The following is an 18,185-nucleotide window of genomic DNA, read 5'->3' on the forward strand; positions in this document are numbered from 1 at the left end:
TGCGCATCATCTGCTGTTAATCATAGGGCCTACTGAATGACGATTAAATCAACTGCCCGTCCGGTCGCTGCTTCAGCGCGAGATTTTTTGCTGACCGACAGCGATTTTTCCCGGGTGCGCGCGCTGATTCACCAGCGCGCAGGCATTGCGCTAGGCGAGCAAAAACGCGAAATGGTTTACAGCCGTCTGTCGCGCCGCCTGCGCGAGCTCGGCATGAGCGACTTTACTTCGTATCTGAACCTGTTGGAGACTGAAAAAGACAGCGCCGAATGGCAGGCTTTTACCAATGCCTTGACTACCAATCTGACGGCGTTTTTCCGCGAGGCGCATCACTTCCCATTGCTGGCCGAGCATGTGAAAAATTGCACGGCGCCGGTCAGCGTCTGGTGCTCGGCCGCCTCCACCGGTGAAGAGCCCTATTCGATCGCGATGACCTTGATCGAGGCGCTCGGCAGCCGCGCCGCCACCGCCAGCATAATCGCCACCGACATCGATACCCAGGTGCTGGAAAAAGCGGCGGCCGGCGTCTACACCATGGAACAGGTCAGCAAAGTGCCCTTGGAACGTCTCAAACGCTTCTTCCTGAAAGGCAGCGGCGCCCGCGCCGGGCAGGTGCGGATACGGCCGGAGGTGGCGGCCATGGTGAAATTCGATCAGCTCAATCTGCTGGATCCGCAATGGGGATTGAAAGAACAGTTCGACGCGATCTTTTGCCGCAACGTGATGATCTATTTCGACAAGCCGACCCAGAACAAGATCCTGCAACGCTTTGCGCCCTTGATGAAACCGCATGGCTGGCTGTTTGCCGGGCATTCCGAGAATTTTTCCCAAGCCAGCCAGCCGTTCCGGTTGCGCGGCCAGACGGTCTATGAACTCGATTCCAGGCAAGCTAAAGGCGGCACATGATTTCGACGGCAGAAGAATCGGTGGCGAGCCATCATTACTTTGACCGCGAGTTCGACAGCGCTGCGGTCAAGCTGTTGCCGAACGAATATTACGTGACGCCGGACGACATGGTGCTGAGCACCGTACTCGGTTCCTGCATAGCCGCCTGCGTACGCGACAGCACCGCCGGCGTCGGCGGCATGAATCATTTCATGCTGCCCGACGATGGCAGCAGCGGCGGCGGCAGCAACAGCGGCTCGGCTTCCATGCGCTACGGCGCGTATGCGATGGAGATGCTGCTGAACGAATTGCTCAAGGCGGGCGCGCGCCGCGAACGGCTGGAAGCCAAGGTGTTCGGCGGCGGCGCGGTGCTGGCCAACATGACGATGCTGAACATCGGCGATCGCAATGCCGATTTTGTATTGCGCTATCTGCAGATGGAGCAGGTGCGGGTGGCTGCGCAGGACTTGCGCGGCAGCCTGCCGCGCCGGATCAGCTATTTCCCCCGAAGCGGCAAGGTCATGGTGCGCAAGCTGCACCGTATCAACGATGCGGTGCAGGTCCAGCGCGACGAACAGCAGCTGGTGCAGGCGCTGGCGCAGCAGCCGGTGCGCAGCAAGGTGGAATTATTCAATACGACGGTTCGGCAGAAGGTCGTACAACAAGGCAGAGGCAGTGCATGAGCGATAAAAAAATACAGGTATTGTGCGTAGACGATTCAGCGCTGATACGCAGCTTGATGACAGAAATCATCAACAGCCAGCCCGACATGACGGTGGTGGCGACCGCGCCCGATCCTTTGGTGGCGCGCGATCTGATCAAACAACTCAATCCGGACGTGCTGACGCTGGATGTCGAAATGCCGCGCATGGACGGCCTCGATTTTCTGGAAAAGCTGATGCGGCTGCGGCCGATGCCGGTGTTGATGGTGTCGTCGCTGACCGAACGCGGTTCCGAAATCACGCTGCGGGCGCTGGAACTGGGAGCGGTCGATTTCGTCACCAAGCCGCGCCTCGGCATCCGTGAAGGCTTGCTGGAATATACCGACCTGATTGCCGACAAGATCCGCGCCGCCTCGCGCGCTCGCCTTAAGGTGGCGCGCCAGCCCGGCGCCGATGCGTCGGGAGCGGCGGCAGTATCGGCGCCGATGCTGCGCAGTCCGTTGCTGAGTACCGAGAAGCTGATCATCATCGGCGCTTCCACCGGCGGCACCGAAGCGATTAAGGAAGTATTGCAGCCGCTGCCGCCGGATTGCCCCGGCATCATGATCGCGCAGCATATGCCGCCCGGCTTCACCCGCTCCTTTGCGCAGCGCCTGGACGGCCTGTGCCGCATCACCGTCACGGAAGCCGAGCATGGCGAGCGGGTGCTGCCAGGCCACGCCTACATCGCACCCGGCGGCTTCCATCTGTCGCTGGCGCGCAGCGGCGCCAACTATGTTGCGCATCTGGATCAGGAAGATCCGGTCAACCGTCACCGGCCATCGATCGACGTGTTATTCGATTCGGTCGCCAAGCACGCCGGCAAGAACGCCCTCGGCGTGATCCTGACCGGCATGGGGCGAGACGGTGCGGCAGGCTTGCTGCGCATGCGCCAGGCCGGCGCCTACACTCTGGCGCAAGACGAAGCCAGCTGCGTCGTGTTCGGCATGCCGCGCGAAGCGATTGCGATGGGCGCGGCCAACGAAATCGCCGGCATCGATGAAATGAGTCAGCGCTTGATGGCGCGTCTGATGTCGTATGGCGAGCGCTCGAACCGGGTATGAGGAGTGATGAATGCAGCAAATCCGGCCTACGCTTTTCCGGTGTTTGTGACGTTATACAGGAAGAGCGTCAAGAGTTTGTTCAGGTTTAAGGTGTCGGCAAGTCCTATTTATAGTGTGGAGTAATCATGGTTGATAAAAGCATCAAAATTCTGGTCGTGGACGATTTTCCTACCATGCGGCGGATTGTGAGAAATCTGTTGAAGGAGCTGGATTTCGTCAACGTCGACGAAGCCGAGGACGGCGCGGCAGGATTGGCCAAGCTCAAGGACGGCAATTTCGGGTTTGTGGTATCGGACTGGAACATGCCGAATATGGACGGCCTGACCATGTTGCAATCGATACGCGCCGATCCCGCCCTGGCCAAGCTGCCGGTGCTGATGGTGACGGCCGAGGCCAAGAAAGAAAACATCATCGCCGCCGCCCAGGCCGGCGCCAACGGTTATGTGGTCAAGCCCTTTACCGCGGCGACGCTGGAGGAAAAGATCACCAAGATATTCGAAAAAATTGCGAAAGAGAGTGCCTGATATGAGCGCGCACGCCTTACAGATGCCAGCCGCCGGCGATTCCGCCGAACAGCTGGTCAATCGCATCGGACACCTGACGCGCTTGCTGCGCGAAAGCATGCGCGAACTCGGCCTGGACCAGGAAATCGCCAAGGCAGCCCAAGCCATCCCAGACGCCCGCGACCGTCTGAACTATGTAGCAGCGATGACCGAGCGAGCCGCTGAAAGAGCCCTCAACGCAATCGACGTCGCCCAACCGATCCAGGAAAAACTCAGCAAGCAAGCCAAGACCCTGAATCAACGCTGGGACGAATGGTTCGTCAGCCCGGTCGAGCTGGACGACGCGCGCGTGCTGGTGCTAGACACCCGCAACTATCTGAAAGACGTACCGCAACAAGCCTCAGCCATCAATGCCCAACTGATAGAAATCATGATGGCGCAAGACTTCCAAGACCTGACCGGCCAAGTCATCAAGAAGATGATGGAAGTCGTGCATGAGATGGAAAAGCAGTTGCTGCAAGTATTGATCGACAACACCCCGGTAGAAAAGCGCCAAGACGGCAACGGCCTGCTGAACGGCCCGCAAATGCGAGCCGATGAAAACCCCGACGCAGTTTCGGATCAGGAGCAGGTTGATGATTTGCTGTCCAGCCTGGGCTTCTAATCAGTAACAAGGCTGTTGCAGTTGAAGTTGAAGTTGAAGTTGAAGTTGAAGTTGACGTTGCCGTTGCCGTTGAAATGAATTCCGCATTGAGACGTTGCCAAATGTAGCGGGTGTCAGTCGGGAATTGTGGGAGGACATGTCTGAGCGCAGCGAGTTGGTCCTCCCACCCGACTGGCACCCGCTGCATTTGGGAACCTGACCGAAGGGAAGGCAACGGCTTTGCGGTCGCCTTTCTTTGCTTCCTTTCTTTGGCGAAGCAAAGAAAGGGAGCGGCTGCCGGGCCGCCCCCGGCGTGCATCCACGGAGTAGCGGACGTTTTAGTTAGCGATGAAATTTCGTCGAATGCAACGGCATGTACTCCGTGGCCCGTTAAAAGGGGTCAGAGTAATTTTCGCAAAAGGCCGCGAAAAAAAAACCGACCCCATTTAACTGCGATTGGCGGCCAACACGGAGCAGGAAAAGCATCGGAACGCCACCGATTCCTCATCGATTGCCCAAGCAAGGCCCCGATCCGCACCTTGTTTGCCCGATTGCATAATCCCCCTTGCATCAATAATCCGTATTGATAGGGCGCTACTCGTCCCTTCTGGTACGGAGCATGCATGGCGGAAGAAAGCGATCTCGAAAAGACAGAACCCGGTTCTTCACGCCGCCTGGAAAAGGCGCGCGAAGAAGGTCAGGTTGCGCGCTCCCGCGAACTAAGCACCTTCGTCATGCTGACCACCGGCATCGGCGGCCTATGGCTCACAGCCGTGCCGATGGCCGAGCACATCGGCCACACGCTAAGACAAGCCATGCAATTCAAGCGCGCCGCCGGCTTCGACACCTCCTACATGCTGACCCAAGCCGCCGCCGCCCAAGAAGCGCTGCAAGCCCTGCTACCGTTGCTAGGCATGCTGGCGCTGGCAGCGCTGGTCGCGCCGGTGATGCTAGGCGGCTGGCTATTCTCAACCCAATCGCTAGCGCCAAAATTCTCAAAACTCAACCCCGCCGCCGGCATCGCCCGCATCTTCTCCAGCCAATCGCTGGCTGAACTATTCAAGGCATGCACCAAGTCGGCACTGGTAGGCGGCATCGCCTATTGGGTCATGTCGCGCAACCTCGACAATCTGCTCGGCCTGCTGAGCGAGCCGGTCCACGGCGCCTTGGCGCATACGGTACGGCTGGTGGCCAATTGCTGCAGCCTGATCATCGGCTCGCTGCTGCTGGTGGCCGCCATCGACGTGCCATATCAATTGTGGAGTTACTACCGCAAGCTGCGCATGACGCGCGAAGAATTGAAGCAGGAACACAAGGAAAGCGAAGGCGATCCGCACATCAAAGGCCTGATCCGGCGCCAGCAGCAACAGATGGCGCGCCGCCGCATGATGGCCGACGTCGCCAGCGCCGACGTGGTGGTCACCAATCCGACCCACTTTGCAGTCGCCCTCAAATACAGCGATAAGGAAATGCGAGCCCCCCGGGTAGTTGCCAAAGGCACCGACCTGGTCGCGCTGCGGATCCGCGCCATCGGCGCCGAGCACAAGATTCCGATGCTGGAAGCGCCGCCCCTGACCCGTGCGCTATATCGCCATACCAACCTCGGCGAAGAAATCCCGGCCGCCCTGTATACCGCGGTGGCCGAAGTGCTGGCCTGGGTCTATCAATTGCAGCGCTGGCGCAGCGAGGGCGGCATTGCGCCGCGCACGCCGGCTGATCTTCCGGTTCCCGCTTCACTAGACACCTCACTCGATACCATAGGGAGCCCGGCATGAAGCCAGCAGGCCCAGCTTTTTCATTCGCATCCTTGCCACGCTTAGGGGCCGCCATATTGGCCGGCAACAGCGTCAAGGGCATGGCCGGCCCGATGCTGATCATCATGATTCTCGGCATGATGATCCTGCCCTTGCCGCCGTTCCTGCTCGACTTGCTGTTCACCTTCAACATCGCACTCTCGGTGATGGTGCTGCTGGTCAGCATGTACACCATGAAGGCGCTGGATTTTGCCGCTTTCCCGGCAGTCTTGCTGTTTTCGACTCTGCTGCGCTTGTCGCTCAACGTCGCTTCTACCCGCGTGGTGCTGCTGGAAGGCCACACCGGCCCGGACGCCGCCGGCAAGGTGATCGAAGCCTTCGGCCATTTCCTGGTGGGCGGCAATTTCGCGGTGGGTATCGTGGTCTTTGTGATTCTGGTGGTAATCAACTTCATGGTGATTACCAAGGGCGCCGGGCGGATCGCCGAAGTCGGCGCCCGCTTCACGCTGGATGCGATGCCCGGCAAGCAGATGGCGATCGACGCCGATTTGAACGCCGGCCTGATCGGCGAAGACGTAGCCCGCAAACGCCGCGCCGAAGTAGCGCAGGAGGCGGATTTCTACGGTTCCATGGACGGCGCCAGCAAGTTCGTGCGCGGCGATGCGATAGCCGGTTTGCTGATCATGGTGATCAATGTGGTCGGCGGCCTGATCGTCGGCGTCGCGCAGCACGGCCTGGATATTTCGGTGGCCGCCAAGAATTACACCTTGCTGACTATCGGCGACGGCCTGGTAGCGCAAATCCCGGCGCTAGTGATTTCCACCGCCGCCGGCGTCATCGTCTCACGCGTGACTACCGATGAAGATGTCGGCCAGCAGTTGATGGGGCAGTTGTTTTCCAATCCACAGGTGCTGTTCCTGACCGCCGGCATCATCGGCCTGATGGGGCTGGTGCCAGGCATGCCGCATGTGGCGTTCTTGCTTATTTCAGGCGGCCTGGTTTACCTCGGCCGTCGTCTGCTGCAGCGTAGCGCCGCGGCTGAATATGCCGCCAAGGCGCCGCCGCCTTCCGCGGCAGCGGCGGAACCGGCCGACGCCAGCTGGGATGATGTGGCGCTGGTCGATCCGCTTGGACTGGAAGTCGGCTACCGCTTGATTTCCCTGGTGGACCGCAGCCAGAACGGCGAGCTGCTGGGCCGCATCAAAAGCATCCGCAAGAAATTTGCGCAAGACATCGGTTTCCTGGTGCCGGTAGTGCATATCCGCGACAACCTCGAACTCAAGCCGAATTCCTACGTGATTACCCTGAAAGGCGTGGAGATCGCCAACGGCGAAGCCTGGCCGGGGCAATGGATGGCGATCAATCCGGGCCAGGTCAGCGCGACCTTGCCCGGCACGCCGACGGTCGATCCGGCCTTTGGCTTGCCGGCGGTCTGGATCGATAGCCACATGCGGGAACAGGCGCAGATCTACGGCTATACCGTGGTCGACGCCAGCACCGTGATCGCCACCCATCTCAACCACCTGATCCACGCCCATTCGGCGGAACTGCTGGGACGGCAGGAAGTGCAGCAACTGCTGGACCGGGTCGCCAAGGATGCGCCGAAACTGATCGAGGATCTGGTGCCCAAGCTGCTGTCGCTGACAACCTTGCAGAAGGTATTGCAAAACCTGCTGGATGAAAGTGTTTCGATCCGCGACATGCGCACCATTCTGGATGTCCTGCTGGAGCACGGCGCCGGCGTCAGCGATGCTACCGAACTGACATCGCTGGTGCGGCTGGCGCTGGGCCGGGCGGTCACCCAGCAGCTATTCCCCGGCAACGGCGAGCTGCAGGTGATCGGTCTCGACGGTTCCCTGGACCGGGTTCTGCTGCAAGCGTTGAGCAACGGCAGCGGGCTGGAGCCAGGCCTGGCCGATAGCTTGCTGACCCAGACCCAGCTTGCGATTACGCGTCAGGAGCAGTTCGGTTTGTCGCCGGTGCTGGTGGTACAGCATCCTCTGCGCGTCTTGCTGGCGCGCTTCCTGCGCCGCAGCCTGCCGCAGCTCAAAGTGCTGTCGCACGCCGAGATCCCTGACACCCGCACCATCAAAGTAACCGCCACCATCGGAGGTAAGGTTTGAGCATGAATAACAACAGCGCCAACAACGTCACCATCGTCGCCCCGTCCAGCCGTGAAGCATTGCGCCTGGTGCGCGAACAACTGGGGCCGGATGCGATTATCGTTTCCAACCGGGCTACCGCAAGCGGCGTCGAGATTGTCGCCATGCTGGAAACGGCGCTTGCGCAACCTGCAGCGGCGCCGCCAGCCGCAAGCGCAGCTGCGGCAACTGATCCGGCAGTTGCTGTAGCAACCAACGTGGCAACTAACAAAGACAACAACGATAGCGTTATCAGCGAGATTCATTCGATGCGCGGCATGATCGAAGAACAGCTGGCCGGCCTGGTGTGGAACGACAAGCAACGGCGCGATCCGGTACGCGGCCATCTGCTGCGCACCTTGCTAGGCGCGGGCTTCAGCGCCAGCCTGGCGAAAGCGATGCTGGACCATCTGCCGACCGGCCAGAATTTCGCCTCCGGCATGGCATGGGTCAAGGCCGAACTGGCGCGCAATCTGCCCTTGATGGAAAACGAAGACACGCTGATGGATGGCGGCGGCGTCTATGCCTTGATGGGGCCGACCGGCGTCGGCAAGACCACCACCACCGCAAAACTGGCGGCGCGCTGCGTCATGCGCTTCGGCGCCGACAAGCTGGCGCTGCTGACCACCGACAGCTACCGCATCGGCGCGTTCGAACAGTTGCGCATCTACGGCAAGATCCTGGGCGTGTCGGTGCATGCAGTCAAGGACGCCGCCGATCTGCGATTGGTGCTGGACGACCTGCGCGACAAGCACATGGTCTTGATCGACACCGTCGGCAAGAGCCAGCGCGACCGCAGCGTCTCGGACCAGGTCGCCATGCTGTGCGGCGCCGGCCGACCGGTCAAGCGGCTGCTGCTGCTGAACGCCGCCAGCCACGGCGACACGTTGAACGAAGTAGTGCACGCCTATAAAGACAGCGCCGGCGGCAACCAGCTGGCCGGCTGCATCTTTACCAAAACCGACGAAGCCACCCATCCCGGCGCATTGCTGGATACCGTGATCCGCCACCGGCTGCCGGTGCACTACGTCTCCTGCGGCCAGAAAGTGCCGGAAAACCTGATGATCGCCGAGCGCTCGCAACTGGTCGACAGCGTGTTCCAGAGCGCCAGCCGCAGCGCCTTGTTCGTGCCGGGCGAGGCCGATCTGGGCGAGTTGCCGGCGGCATTGAACAACGATAACGAACTGGCCGCCGCGGCCGCCACCACCGAACGCTTGCGCAGCCAATGCCAGCAACTGATCCGGGTATTGGCGCACGACGCCGAGGAATTGGCGGCCAACGCCAGCGCGCTGGCTAACGGCCAGATCGGCTTCGACGGCAGCAGCGCATTGTGGCGCGACCTGGCCGACGACAGCGTCAGCAGCAAGGCGACGGTGCACAAGCTGTTGACATTGGCGAACGCAGAAATAGAGACTGCATGCGCTAGCCATGTGCTGGCCGTCAGCGGCAAGACGGAGTTGCTGGCCAGCCGCAGCGGCGACGCCTACACTTTGCAATCCAGCGTACTGCTGTCGGACCGCAACGGCATGCCGCTGGCGGCGCCGCATCAGCTGTTGTCTACCGCGCTGTCCACCACACCTGCCGCCGGTGCAACCGATGCAATCAGCGTTGCGCCAAGGCCAGCGCTGCGTCAGCTGGCATGGATGCAGCAACAACATTTCGCCAAGCCCCTCGTGCATTTGCTGGACAGAATGCCGGCCTCAGACTTGATCCAGTCCTGGCAAGCAGACGGCCTGTCATGGCTGGCGCGGGCGCGCGGCACCACTGGCGTGATGCACGGCGAGCAGCGCACCACGCTGGCGAAACTGGCGGCGCAACTGACGTTCGACGCGCCCCAGGCTATCGTCTACAAAGGCAAGCCGGCGCAGCAAACGCTGGCAGAAACGGCGATCGCTTTGCGTGGCGACAGCCAGTCCGGCAGCTGCTTATCCGGTTTCGCCAGCCTGCGTTGCGTGGTCATGCGTATTGTCGATCAGCACAGCGGCAAGTTGCTCGCCAGCTGGTATTTGCTGAGCAATCTCGCGCCCTCGGTGACGGCACAGCAACTGGCCGCATGGTCTTGCTGGAAGCAAGCTGCCGATCCCTATTTCAAATTGCTCAAGCAAGCCATCCAGCAACTCGACGCTTGCACCGAACCGGGCGATAGCCATATGCAGAAACGCTTGCTGGTTGCGGCCCAGGCCAGCACTACGGTCTGGCGTCTGGCGCACACGCAGGATAGCTGGGCCGCTGCAGCGCGGGCGTTGCTGGCGCAACTGGCAGGGCACCGTATCCGCTCCAGCTCTGTCACCGTCACCGCTGCGGCGGCGCTGTTTGAAGGTTTCGGCAAGCTGATCGCATTGCTGGATGCACTGGCGCTGGATGCAGAGAACGCTCCTGGCCTAACGCCGGCGCACCACACGGCAGCGTTGCCAGGGTGAGGAGACAGCTTTGAACAAGGTGGTCAGCGATCAGGCAGACGGTTTGCGCTGCCTGATGGCGCAGCATTCGGGCATGCATGCGGCGCATGTCATTGCATTGGTTGGCAGCAGCCCCAGGATCGGCGTCACCAGCGTCGCCTTGAACCTGGCCGCAGCGCTGGTGCAGCAAGGAAAAGAGGTGTTGTTGCTGGATGAACAGAGCGGGGCGCATCCGGCAACCGCGAAGTGGGCTGGCGCTGGCGTTGCGGCCGGCAGTTGGTCCGAGGTTGCGGCTGGCGGCCTGCCGTTGTCGCTGGCGGCGTCGCGCATGGCCTGCGGTGCGTTGCTGCTGCCGGTGCGGTCAACCTGCAGGCGCGATCCGGCAACTGCGGAGGCCGATGTGCGCAGTGTGTTTCGAGGCCAGGTGATCTTGATCGACGCCAGCCTCGACCAGCGCGGCGGCTTGTCGCCGTTGGCGGCGCAGGCGGACGATGTAGTGGTGGTGTTGCGGCCGCAGGCAGCGTCGATTACCGCCGCTTACACCTGCATCAAGCAATTGCACTATACCCACGCCATGCAGCGGCTGCGCATCATGGTCAATCTGGCGGCCGGCATGCCGGAAGCGCAACGTGTGCTGAGCAATCTGGCAGCCACCGGCAGCCGTTATCTGGGGCTGGCGCTGGAACCCGCCGGCTGTGTCGCCGAGGACCCGCATCTGGTGCGCGCCCAAGGTCTCAAATTGAGTGTGGTAGAGGCATTTCAAACCAGCGCGGCGGCGGTCGATTTCCGTCGCATCGCCGGGCAGTTGCTGCAATGGCCGCGTCGCGTTGCGGCAACAGCGCAGTCGCATTAATGAATGCTGGTAAGAACGCTGGTGAAAATTGTGCGCTGTTTTTTTAACCCAAATCTGAACACTGCGTGAGTAAAGCAGGAAGAGGAATCCGTCATGTATACAGCTCAGGGAAAAATCGACAAATCCGATACGCTGGCGAAATATGCGCCACTGGTGCGGCGTCTGGCTTTGCAGCTGATCGCCAAGCTGCCGGCCAGCGTGGAACTGGACGACATGATCCAGGCCGGCATGCTGGGCTTGCTGGACGCCGCCAATCGTTATCAGGACGATCAGGGCGCGCAATTCGAAACCTACGCCAGCCAGCGCATCCGCGGCGCCATGCTGGATGAGCTGCGCGCCAACGACTGGCTGTCGCGCGGCTTGCGGCAATCCTCGCGCAAGGTTGACGCCGCAGTGCAGGCGCTGGAGCAGAAACTGGCGCGGCCGCCGAGCGAGCGCGAAATCGCCGCATCGATGCAACTGTCGCTGGAAGACTACCAGCATCTGCTGCAGGAAATCCACGGTTCGCAGCTGGTGTATTACGAAGACTGCGAAGGCGGCAGCAATGAGAATTCCTTCCTCGATCGCCAGAGCAGCGACGGCGAGCATAACCGCGGCGGCGCTGACGATCCGTTGCAGCGCATGCTGGAAAGCGGCATGCGCGACATGCTGGTAGAAGCGATCGCCCGCATGCCGGAGCGCGACCGCCTGCTGCTCAGCCTGTACTACGAACAAGAAATGAATCTGCGCGAGATCGGCGCCGTGCTGGAAGTCAGCCAGTCACGCGTCTGCCAGTTGCACAGCCAGGCCATCAGCCGCTTGCGGGTGCGCTTGAATGAAAGCAGCTGGACCGAGGCAGCCTGAGATGCGGGCCTTCGCTTACCGTTGCCGTGAATTCAAATTGCGCTACGCCATCGTCGCCAGCCTGTTGCTGACGTTGGCGGTGTTGCCGGCGGCAAGCGTCTTTGCCGGCGATCAGCCGGCGGCGGCAATCAGTCTGAGCACCTATCTGGGACGGAATGGCAATGCAGGGAATGCGCCAGCCGGCCCCGGCGCCATACAACTCAACAGCAACGCCACACCAAGCCGGCCTGGCCGCGTCACCGGTTCCTGGAGCGCTGCAACTTCAGCGCCGGCGATTTTCCACCGCGGCGTCAACTATCAATCGCCTCAGATCGCCCCGGCCGGCAGCGGCGTCACCTCAAGTTCGAAGACACGCCGGGTCAGCTGGCAATACAGTTTCCTGACAGCGCCGCCAGCCGGTGTGCATGCCTACTTGTGCAACTATGCCAGATGCGTCGGCCTCAGCAGCGCCAGCGGCAACACTGACGCGTTTGACGACGACAATGGCTGGTCGAACTTTGTGTTTGCTTTTGTGATCGATGGCCGGGGCGCGTTGACGCCGGCGTTGCAGGGGAGCGGCAGCCAGGTGATCGTGAGTTATGAATAATGTGTATAGATCGTGATTTTATTTGACAAGATATGTCAGGGCGTGAAGTTCGCAGTTTGACTCAAACTGGATTCCTTGCGTGTCTGCAATGCAGTAGAAATGATCGTTGATAATCAGTTAACGATCGGCATTCCTTTCACGGCCTGGCCATGCTGCACGAGCCCAGGCGTTTGCCACCCATCCGGCGCCCACTAGGCAGGCCGAGTGGTGCATCGGCCATGACATTGCCGATCTTCGAGCACCACTCGTTCAACCTGGAGACGCCGTACCGCAGTTTTTTTTCACTCGATATGCAGGTAAACGCTTGCATATATCAAATGCTCACCTATAATTATTTACAACGTACTTGGACATCGGCAAAAGCCTTCAAAGCGGGCTGACACCAGGAGGTTTTTGCCATGACAACGCACGCAGTCGTTTCGATCAACCCGTAAGGAGAAATCATGGTGGATATCCTGCATAGAGTCGGAATTAAATCGTCCCTGGATGAAGTCTATAAAGCATTGAGCACGTGTGAAGGCCTTGCCGCCTGGTGGACCAACAACACGGAAGGGGAAAGCAAAGTCGGCGGGGTGATCCAGTTCCGCTTTAGCGCCGGTGGCGCCGAGATCGGCAGTTTCGAGATGAAGGTGCTTGAGCTTCATCCCGCCGAGCGGGTGCTGTGGCAAGTGGTAGGCGGGCCCGAGGAATGGATCGGCACCAAGATAAGCTGGGATCTCAAGCAGGACGGCGAATATTGCATCGTCCTCTTCAAGCACCAGGGCTGGAAGGAGCCTGTGGAATTCATGCACCATTGCAGCAGCAAGTGGGCGATTTTTCTCATGAGTTTGAAGTCGCTTCTGGAAACCGGAAAAGGTGCTCCCAACCCTAACGACGTCAAGATCGACAACTGGAACTAAAGCGGCGAATTTGGACATCGACAAAGTATTCAAAGCGCTGGCTGACCCGGGCCGCAGGCGCCTGCTTGACCTGCTGCATCAGGAGAACGGCCAGACGCTCACGGCACTCTGTGAGCACATGGACATGACACGCCAAGCCGTGACGCAGCACTTGCAACAGCTAGAGGAGGCAAACCTGGTCGCCATCGTTTGGCAAGGCCGAGAAAAGCTCCACTACCTGAACCCTGTGCCGCTGCACGAGATCTACGAGCGCTGGATCGAAAAATTCGAGCGCAGCCGCCTTGGTGCGCTGCGCGACCTCAAGAAGAGACTAGAAGGAGATGAAGATGACAAAACCTGATTTTGTATACGTGACCTATATCGCGACGACGCCGGAGAAAGTGTGGCAGGCTTTGGTCGACACAGACGTGACGCGCAAGTATTGGTCTGGCTTGAATGCTGATTGTCCGGTGCATGTGAACGTGTCGGATTGGCGGCCCGGTTCTCAATGGGAGCACCAACGCCTCGACGATGCGCGAACGGTTGACATTGTCGGCACGGTCGTCGAGAGCAGCCCTCCACGCCGCCTGGTTCTCACATGGGCCAGGCCGACGGACGCCGAGGACAAGTCGAAACATTCGCGCGTTGCGTTCGACATCGAGCCGCACAGCGACGGCCTGGTTCGTTTGACGGTCACGCATGAAGACCTTGAGCGCGACCCTCAAATGCTGGCGGGCATATCGGGCGGCTGGCCGAAGGTTCTGTCGAATCTCAAGACGCTGCTCGAAACCGGCCGCACGCTCCCTGGGTCACCTGCGGCAAGCTGAAGAGGAAGCGGAGAGTGAAAGTGGCGCGGCGCATGGCTCTCCGCGCACAGGGAGCGTCTTGCCCTGGCCGATTGTACGCGTTCAGCATCAATGCAGAAAGCGTGCAACCGGCCAAGAATTGTCGCCCGATCCAACTACAATATGGCTTTCATTAGATGCCGCGAATCATGGAACAGATAAATAAAAATGCAGCCCTGCTCATCATCGACATGCAACAAGGCATCAATTCAATTTTACTGCGAACAGATAGCCCCTTGGTTACAGCTGCTTGGTTTCGCCGTACAAGGTTAGGACAGACAAGCTTCGGTACGTCAAGTTACTCGCCTGACTGCCCTCCTTGCGTATCGATCAAGAGCTATCGCAACGTAATTCCAGCGGGATGTGGGGTTGCGTCGTTCATATCCTCTGGCAGGAGATTGCCATCGTCAAGCGCTGCATCGGCCTGCGCTATGCCTGGGTAGCGCTCGGGATATAAATGACGCTCCGCAACCACTTTATCGAAGGTTCCTGACCATTTGGCAATCACGACGGTTGCAACGCTGTTGCCAATTGTGTTGCAAGTAGCGATTGCCATCGACATGAAACGATAGACACCAAAGATGACTGCCAACCCTTCCACGGGCAGAATGCCAGTCGAAGTCACCGTCGCCGCAAACACCACGAACGATCCGCCTGACACGGTGGCTGCGCCTTTAGACGTCAGGAGCATCAACACAAGGATGCCGACCTGCTGATCGAGCGTAATGGGAATTCCGTATGCATGCGCAATGAACATCACGCCCATCGACATGAACAGCGAGGTGCCATCGAGATTGAACGCGTAGCCCGTTGGCAGTACGAGGCCAACAGTTTGCTTGGCGCATCCAAGACGTTCCAGTTTGATCAACAGGCGCGGCAGGGCACTTTCCGATGAAGCCGTACCCAGCACAATGAAAATTTCATCTTTGATGTACCTGAGAAAGCGCCAAAGGCTAAAGCCGGCAAACTTGGCAATGAGTCCCAGTACGACCACGATGAACAGCACCACCACGCCGTAAAAGCCAAGTACCAGTTGTGCCAATGCGACCAGCACTGCTGTTCCGTTGCTACCGACGGAGTAAGCAACTGCACCGAATGTCCCGATTGGAGCCAGTTTCATGACTAGGTTGATAAAAGAGAACAACACCTCTGAAATATAATCTAGCCCGGTATTGATCTTCTCTCGTCGCCTTTCCGGGATCGCCAAGATGCCTATACCGACCATGACTGCCAAGACTACTACTTGCAAAAGCTCTCCTTTTGCGAAGGCACCGACAAAATTATCCGGCACGATGTGCGCCATGAATTCAAGGAAGCCTTGTGGCGCTGCTTTTGCTACGGTCGGAGGCACCGCGCCCGTAGCGACAGAACTCATATTGCTGCCAATTTTTAATAGATTGCCAGCCAACATGCCGATCATCAGTGCGATGCTTGAAACGACCTCAAAGTAGACGATAGAGCGCCAGCCAACCCGGCCTGCACTTTTCACGTCACCAGCGGATGCAATTCCGTGCACGATAGTGAGAAACACCAAGGGAGCGACCCCGGCCTTGATCAGCGAAAGAAACATGTCGCCTAGCAATTTGAGCTGCGAAGCAAACTTGGGAAATAACAACCCGGCTGCAATACCGAGTACAAGCGAGAGCAGCACTTGCATGCCTAGCTTGCGATACCAGGGCAATTTCCTGGGCGGCGCGATTGGGGTGTCAACCCCGAATGATGCTTTATTCATGGCGTCTCCTCCGTATGAATTAGGCGTTAGTTAGGCGTTAGTTTCGCGGGATAGCGCAACGGCACGGTCCACCATCTGGGGCGCCAAGCCGAGATAGTTCGCAGGGTCGGTCAGGCGATCAATCGTTGCACAATCAAAATGCGCGGTGACTTCAGACATGGTGCTAAGCGCTTCCGCCAGCGTGCCCCCTTTTTCGTTCACGGCGCGGCAAGCGTCATAGACAATGTCGTGAGCCTGCTGCCGCCCGATCAACGGCGCCATGCCCATCATTACTGCTTCTGCGACGATCAAGCCCTTACTGATGCCAAGATTGGTTTTCATACGATCTGTGTCGACAATGAGCCCGCCCAGCGCGAACTTGGCCTGATGCAAAGCGCCGGCTGTGAGAATGAAACTCTCCGGGATGGCAATCCATTCGGCGTGCCATGGTCCGGTAGCACGCTCGAAATCCTGGATCATTGCGTCGACCATCAAGCCCGCGTGCTGTCGTACTGCCTTGGCTGCGGCTAGCATCAGTTCGCTCGAAATGGGATTGCGCTTCTGCGGCATTGTGCTGCTAGCACCACGTCCTTTTACGAAGGGTTCATACAGCTCTCCGAATTCGGTGGACGCCATGATCATGATGTCCAGAGCAATCTTGCCGAGAGAGCCGGTAACAAGCGCAAGCAGGTTGATCGTCTCGGCAAAGCCATCGCGCGCTACATGCCAAGTCGTCGCCGGAACCCCGAGATTTAATTCCTCGGCCATTGCCTTCTGCACTTCAAAACCTTTGTCGCCCAATGAGGCGAGCGTGCCGGCAGCACCAGCGAACTCGACGACTGCAACGCGTGGACGCAGTTCGGCAAGACGCTGCTGGTGGCGGTCAAACATTGCTAACCAGATCGCGGCCTTATAGCCGAACGTGACCGGCAGCGCTTGTTGCAAGTGGGTACGACCTGCCATCGGCGTATCCCGGTATTTAATTGCGAGGTTGGAGAGAATCTGGCGCAACTCACGGATGTCTGCTTCGACTACATCCAGTGCGTCCCGCACCTGCAGCGCAACTGCGGTGTCCATGATGTCTTGCGTAGTCGCGCCCCAATGGACGTAACGGCCAGCATCGCCGCACATTTCAACCAACTGATGTACCAAAGGAAGAATCGGATAACCGACGATGTCAGTTTCATGGCGCATGTGATCGAAGTCGATGCGCTCTATTTTCGATTCCTGAGCAATGATTTTGGCGGCTTCTTCCGGGATGACGCCGACGCGTGCTTCAGCCTTGGCAAGTGCCACTTCGGCATCAATATAACGCTGGATTAGTGCGTGATCAGAAAACAATGCACGCATTGTCGCGGTGCCAAAAGCATCGCGGAACAGGATGGAATCTACTACGGTGCTAGCGGTGAAAGCAGAGGAGAACGACATGACGACCTCGCGGTAGGATGACTAAGAAAACCAGTCGGATTGTTTATGGATTGAAACAATATGTCCGCACATATATATGTTATTATGTTCGGACATATTGAATGTAATATGTTCGAACATATTGCGCAACACGTTTTTACGATTCCCGTTCATAATTGCTGTCATGAATGCTGTCACCAATAAACCTCACTTCGCCGATATCGCCCGCAACCTTACCGAGGGCATTGTTTCCGGGCGCTTCCCAGTCGGTTCCTTGCTGCCAACTGAACTGGAACTGTGCGACTCCTACTCCACAAGCCGTCACACCATTCGGGCAGCGCTGCATGAGCTTCAGCAGCTTGGCTTGGTGTCCCGACGCAAAAATGTTGGCACGCGGGTCGAGTCGTCTGAGCCTACCAACGACTTCCGCCCATCTTTAGCGTCAGTAGATGACCTGGTGCAGTTTGGTAGTACACATGTCCGCAAAGTGCTGGAAATTGAGGAAACGACGGTAAGCGGGGCACTTGCCACGGAATTCGGATGCCAGAATGAGACGCGATGGCTGCGTATTTCCAGCTTGCGGATGAATGGGGCTACCGACCGGCTCCCGGTAGGATGGACCGATGTATATATCGAGCCAGCATATGCAGAGATTGGCGAGATCGTCCGCAAATCACCTAGCGTACTAATCAGCGCCTTGATCGAATCACGATACGGCCGGCGCATCGCAGAAATACGGCAGGAAATCCGAGCAACTACAGTGCCGGACACAATGGCGCGTTCGTTACAGGTAGAGCCGGGTACGACCGCTCTCAAAATTATTCGGTGGTACTTTGATGCGGCTGGCCAAGCGTTTGAAATCTCGGTTAGCGTGCACCCCGCTGAGCGTTTTGCAGTATCGATGCAACTAAAACGATCAGACTTGCACGACAAAAAATGACCGTATAGAGCAAACAGGCGAAAGCTGCTTTT

The 18,185-nt window shown here is 59.0% G+C and carries 18 protein-coding genes; 15 read left to right on the forward strand and 3 right to left on the reverse strand.

The genetic code is table 11. The annotated features are described in order from the left end of the window. Positions 1-36: 36 nt before the first annotated feature. From KHU33_RS14335 to KHU33_RS14385, 11 genes are all read left to right on the forward strand, one after another. Entirely contained in the window at positions 37-906 is an 870-nt protein-coding gene (locus tag KHU33_RS14335) for a CheR family methyltransferase (RefSeq protein ID WP_211464025.1), read from the forward strand. Next, complete coding sequence (gene cheD / locus KHU33_RS14340) at positions 903-1,568, forward strand: chemoreceptor glutamine deamidase CheD (RefSeq protein WP_211464027.1); 666 nt, start codon at positions 903-905, stop codon at positions 1,566-1,568. Before KHU33_RS14335 ends, cheD begins: the two co-directional genes overlap by 4 nt. Next, entirely contained in the window at positions 1,565-2,650 is a 1,086-nt protein-coding gene (locus KHU33_RS14345) for a protein-glutamate methylesterase/protein-glutamine glutaminase (protein WP_211464029.1), read from the forward strand. The genes cheD and KHU33_RS14345 overlap by 4 nt, the downstream gene beginning before the upstream one ends. Positions 2,651-2,775: 125 nt before the next feature. Further along, entirely contained in the window at positions 2,776-3,174 is a 399-nt protein-coding gene (gene cheY, locus KHU33_RS14350; protein ID WP_211464031.1) for a chemotaxis response regulator CheY, read from the forward strand. Position 3,175: 1 nt separating this feature from the next. After that, positions 3,176-3,817, forward strand: a complete 642-nt coding sequence (cheZ, locus tag KHU33_RS14355; RefSeq protein WP_230414269.1) for a protein phosphatase CheZ — start codon at positions 3,176-3,178, stop codon at positions 3,815-3,817. A 602-nt stretch (positions 3,818-4,419) separates the two neighbouring features. After that, entirely contained in the window at positions 4,420-5,571 is a 1,152-nt protein-coding gene (gene flhB / locus KHU33_RS14360) for a flagellar biosynthesis protein FlhB (RefSeq protein WP_211464034.1), read from the forward strand. Continuing rightward, positions 5,568-7,673 carry a flagellar biosynthesis protein FlhA gene (gene flhA, locus KHU33_RS14365; protein ID WP_230414270.1) on the forward strand — a complete coding sequence of 702 codons (2,106 nt, stop codon included), beginning with the start codon at positions 5,568-5,570 and terminating at the stop codon, positions 7,671-7,673. Before flhB ends, flhA begins: the two co-directional genes overlap by 4 nt. A 2-nt stretch (positions 7,674-7,675) precedes the next feature. Further along, the gene (gene flhF, locus KHU33_RS14370; protein WP_211464036.1) at positions 7,676-10,111 is read left to right on the forward strand and encodes a flagellar biosynthesis protein FlhF; all 2,436 of its coding nucleotides are present in this window, start codon (positions 7,676-7,678) and stop codon (positions 10,109-10,111) included. 10 nt (positions 10,112-10,121) lie between these two features. After that, complete coding sequence (locus tag KHU33_RS14375; RefSeq protein ID WP_211464038.1) at positions 10,122-10,943, forward strand: P-loop NTPase family protein; 822 nt, start codon at positions 10,122-10,124, stop codon at positions 10,941-10,943. Positions 10,944-11,036: 93 nt separating this feature from the next. Further along, positions 11,037-11,786: an RNA polymerase sigma factor FliA gene (locus KHU33_RS14380; protein ID WP_211464040.1), complete on the forward strand. Its 750-nt coding sequence runs from the start codon at positions 11,037-11,039 to the stop codon at positions 11,784-11,786. Between the two features lies 1 nt (position 11,787). Further along, positions 11,788-12,372 (forward strand): flagellar protein FlhE, encoded by a 585-nt coding sequence (locus tag KHU33_RS14385; protein ID WP_211464042.1) that lies wholly within the window; start codon positions 11,788-11,790, stop codon positions 12,370-12,372. Positions 12,373-12,508: 136 nt separating this feature from the next. Here KHU33_RS14385 and KHU33_RS14390 read toward each other — a convergent pair whose 3' ends face one another. Next, on the reverse strand, positions 12,509-12,682 hold the full coding sequence (locus tag KHU33_RS14390) for a hypothetical protein (protein ID WP_211464045.1): 174 nt from the start codon (positions 12,680-12,682) through the stop codon (positions 12,509-12,511). Between the two features lie 133 nt (positions 12,683-12,815). Between KHU33_RS14390 and KHU33_RS14395 the strand changes: the two genes are divergently transcribed. The 3 genes from KHU33_RS14395 to KHU33_RS14405 are packed head-to-tail and all read left to right on the forward strand — an operon-like array spanning position 12,816 to position 14,077. Then, positions 12,816-13,271, forward strand: coding sequence for an SRPBCC family protein (locus tag KHU33_RS14395; protein ID WP_211464047.1), 456 nt, complete (start codon positions 12,816-12,818; stop codon positions 13,269-13,271). A gap of 16 nt (positions 13,272-13,287) precedes the next feature. After that, positions 13,288-13,611, forward strand: coding sequence for an ArsR/SmtB family transcription factor (locus KHU33_RS14400; protein WP_211464065.1), 324 nt, complete (start codon positions 13,288-13,290; stop codon positions 13,609-13,611). After that, on the forward strand, positions 13,598-14,077 hold the full coding sequence (locus KHU33_RS14405) for an SRPBCC family protein (protein ID WP_211464049.1): 480 nt from the start codon (positions 13,598-13,600) through the stop codon (positions 14,075-14,077). Before KHU33_RS14400 ends, KHU33_RS14405 begins: the two co-directional genes overlap by 14 nt. Positions 14,078-14,432: 355 nt before the next feature. On the opposite strand, the gene KHU33_RS14410 is transcribed toward KHU33_RS14405, so the two are convergent. Continuing rightward, positions 14,433-15,827, reverse strand: coding sequence for a cation:dicarboxylate symporter family transporter (locus KHU33_RS14410; RefSeq protein WP_211464051.1), 1,395 nt, complete (start codon positions 15,825-15,827; stop codon positions 14,433-14,435). A 30-nt stretch (positions 15,828-15,857) separates the two neighbouring features. Further along, entirely contained in the window at positions 15,858-17,234 is a 1,377-nt protein-coding gene (locus KHU33_RS14415) for a class-II fumarase/aspartase family protein (protein ID WP_211464053.1), read from the reverse strand. Between the two features lie 163 nt (positions 17,235-17,397). Between KHU33_RS14415 and KHU33_RS14420 the strand changes: the two genes are divergently transcribed. Then, positions 17,398-18,153, forward strand: a complete 756-nt coding sequence (locus KHU33_RS14420) for a GntR family transcriptional regulator (RefSeq protein WP_211464055.1) — start codon at positions 17,398-17,400, stop codon at positions 18,151-18,153. The last annotated feature ends 32 nt before the right edge of the window (positions 18,154-18,185 follow it).

It is taken from the genome of Collimonas silvisoli (assembly GCF_018305005.1).
Taxonomy (GTDB): domain Bacteria; phylum Pseudomonadota; class Gammaproteobacteria; order Burkholderiales; family Burkholderiaceae_D; genus Collimonas; species Collimonas silvisoli.

Bases quoted from the DNA above. Each gene is read 5' to 3' on its own strand.
- KHU33_RS14405 (WP_211464049.1), top strand. From the start codon at position 13,598: ATGACAAAACCTGATTTTGTATACGTGACCTATATCGCGACGACGCCG.
- KHU33_RS14420 (WP_211464055.1), top strand. From the start codon at position 17,398: ATGAATGCTGTCACCAATAAACCTCACTTCGCCGATATCGCCCGCAAC.
- KHU33_RS14385 (WP_211464042.1), top strand. From the start codon at position 11,788: ATGCGGGCCTTCGCTTACCGTTGCCGTGAATTCAAATTGCGCTACGCC.
- KHU33_RS14415 (WP_211464053.1), bottom strand. From the start codon at position 17,234: ATGTCGTTCTCCTCTGCTTTCACCGCTAGCACCGTAGTAGATTCCATC.
- cheZ (WP_230414269.1), top strand. From the start codon at position 3,176: ATGAGCGCGCACGCCTTACAGATGCCAGCCGCCGGCGATTCCGCCGAA.
- KHU33_RS14410 (WP_211464051.1), bottom strand. From the start codon at position 15,827: ATGAATAAAGCATCATTCGGGGTTGACACCCCAATCGCGCCGCCCAGG.
- KHU33_RS14345 (WP_211464029.1), top strand. From the start codon at position 1,565: ATGAGCGATAAAAAAATACAGGTATTGTGCGTAGACGATTCAGCGCTG.
- KHU33_RS14380 (WP_211464040.1), top strand. From the start codon at position 11,037: ATGTATACAGCTCAGGGAAAAATCGACAAATCCGATACGCTGGCGAAA.
- flhF (WP_211464036.1), top strand. From the start codon at position 7,676: ATGAATAACAACAGCGCCAACAACGTCACCATCGTCGCCCCGTCCAGC.
- flhA (WP_230414270.1), top strand. From the start codon at position 5,568: ATGAAGCCAGCAGGCCCAGCTTTTTCATTCGCATCCTTGCCACGCTTA.
- KHU33_RS14390 (WP_211464045.1), bottom strand. From the start codon at position 12,682: ATGCAAGCGTTTACCTGCATATCGAGTGAAAAAAAACTGCGGTACGGC.
- KHU33_RS14335 (WP_211464025.1), top strand. From the start codon at position 37: ATGACGATTAAATCAACTGCCCGTCCGGTCGCTGCTTCAGCGCGAGAT.
- flhB (WP_211464034.1), top strand. From the start codon at position 4,420: ATGGCGGAAGAAAGCGATCTCGAAAAGACAGAACCCGGTTCTTCACGC.
- cheD (WP_211464027.1), top strand. From the start codon at position 903: ATGATTTCGACGGCAGAAGAATCGGTGGCGAGCCATCATTACTTTGAC.
- cheY (WP_211464031.1), top strand. From the start codon at position 2,776: ATGGTTGATAAAAGCATCAAAATTCTGGTCGTGGACGATTTTCCTACC.
- KHU33_RS14395 (WP_211464047.1), top strand. From the start codon at position 12,816: ATGGTGGATATCCTGCATAGAGTCGGAATTAAATCGTCCCTGGATGAA.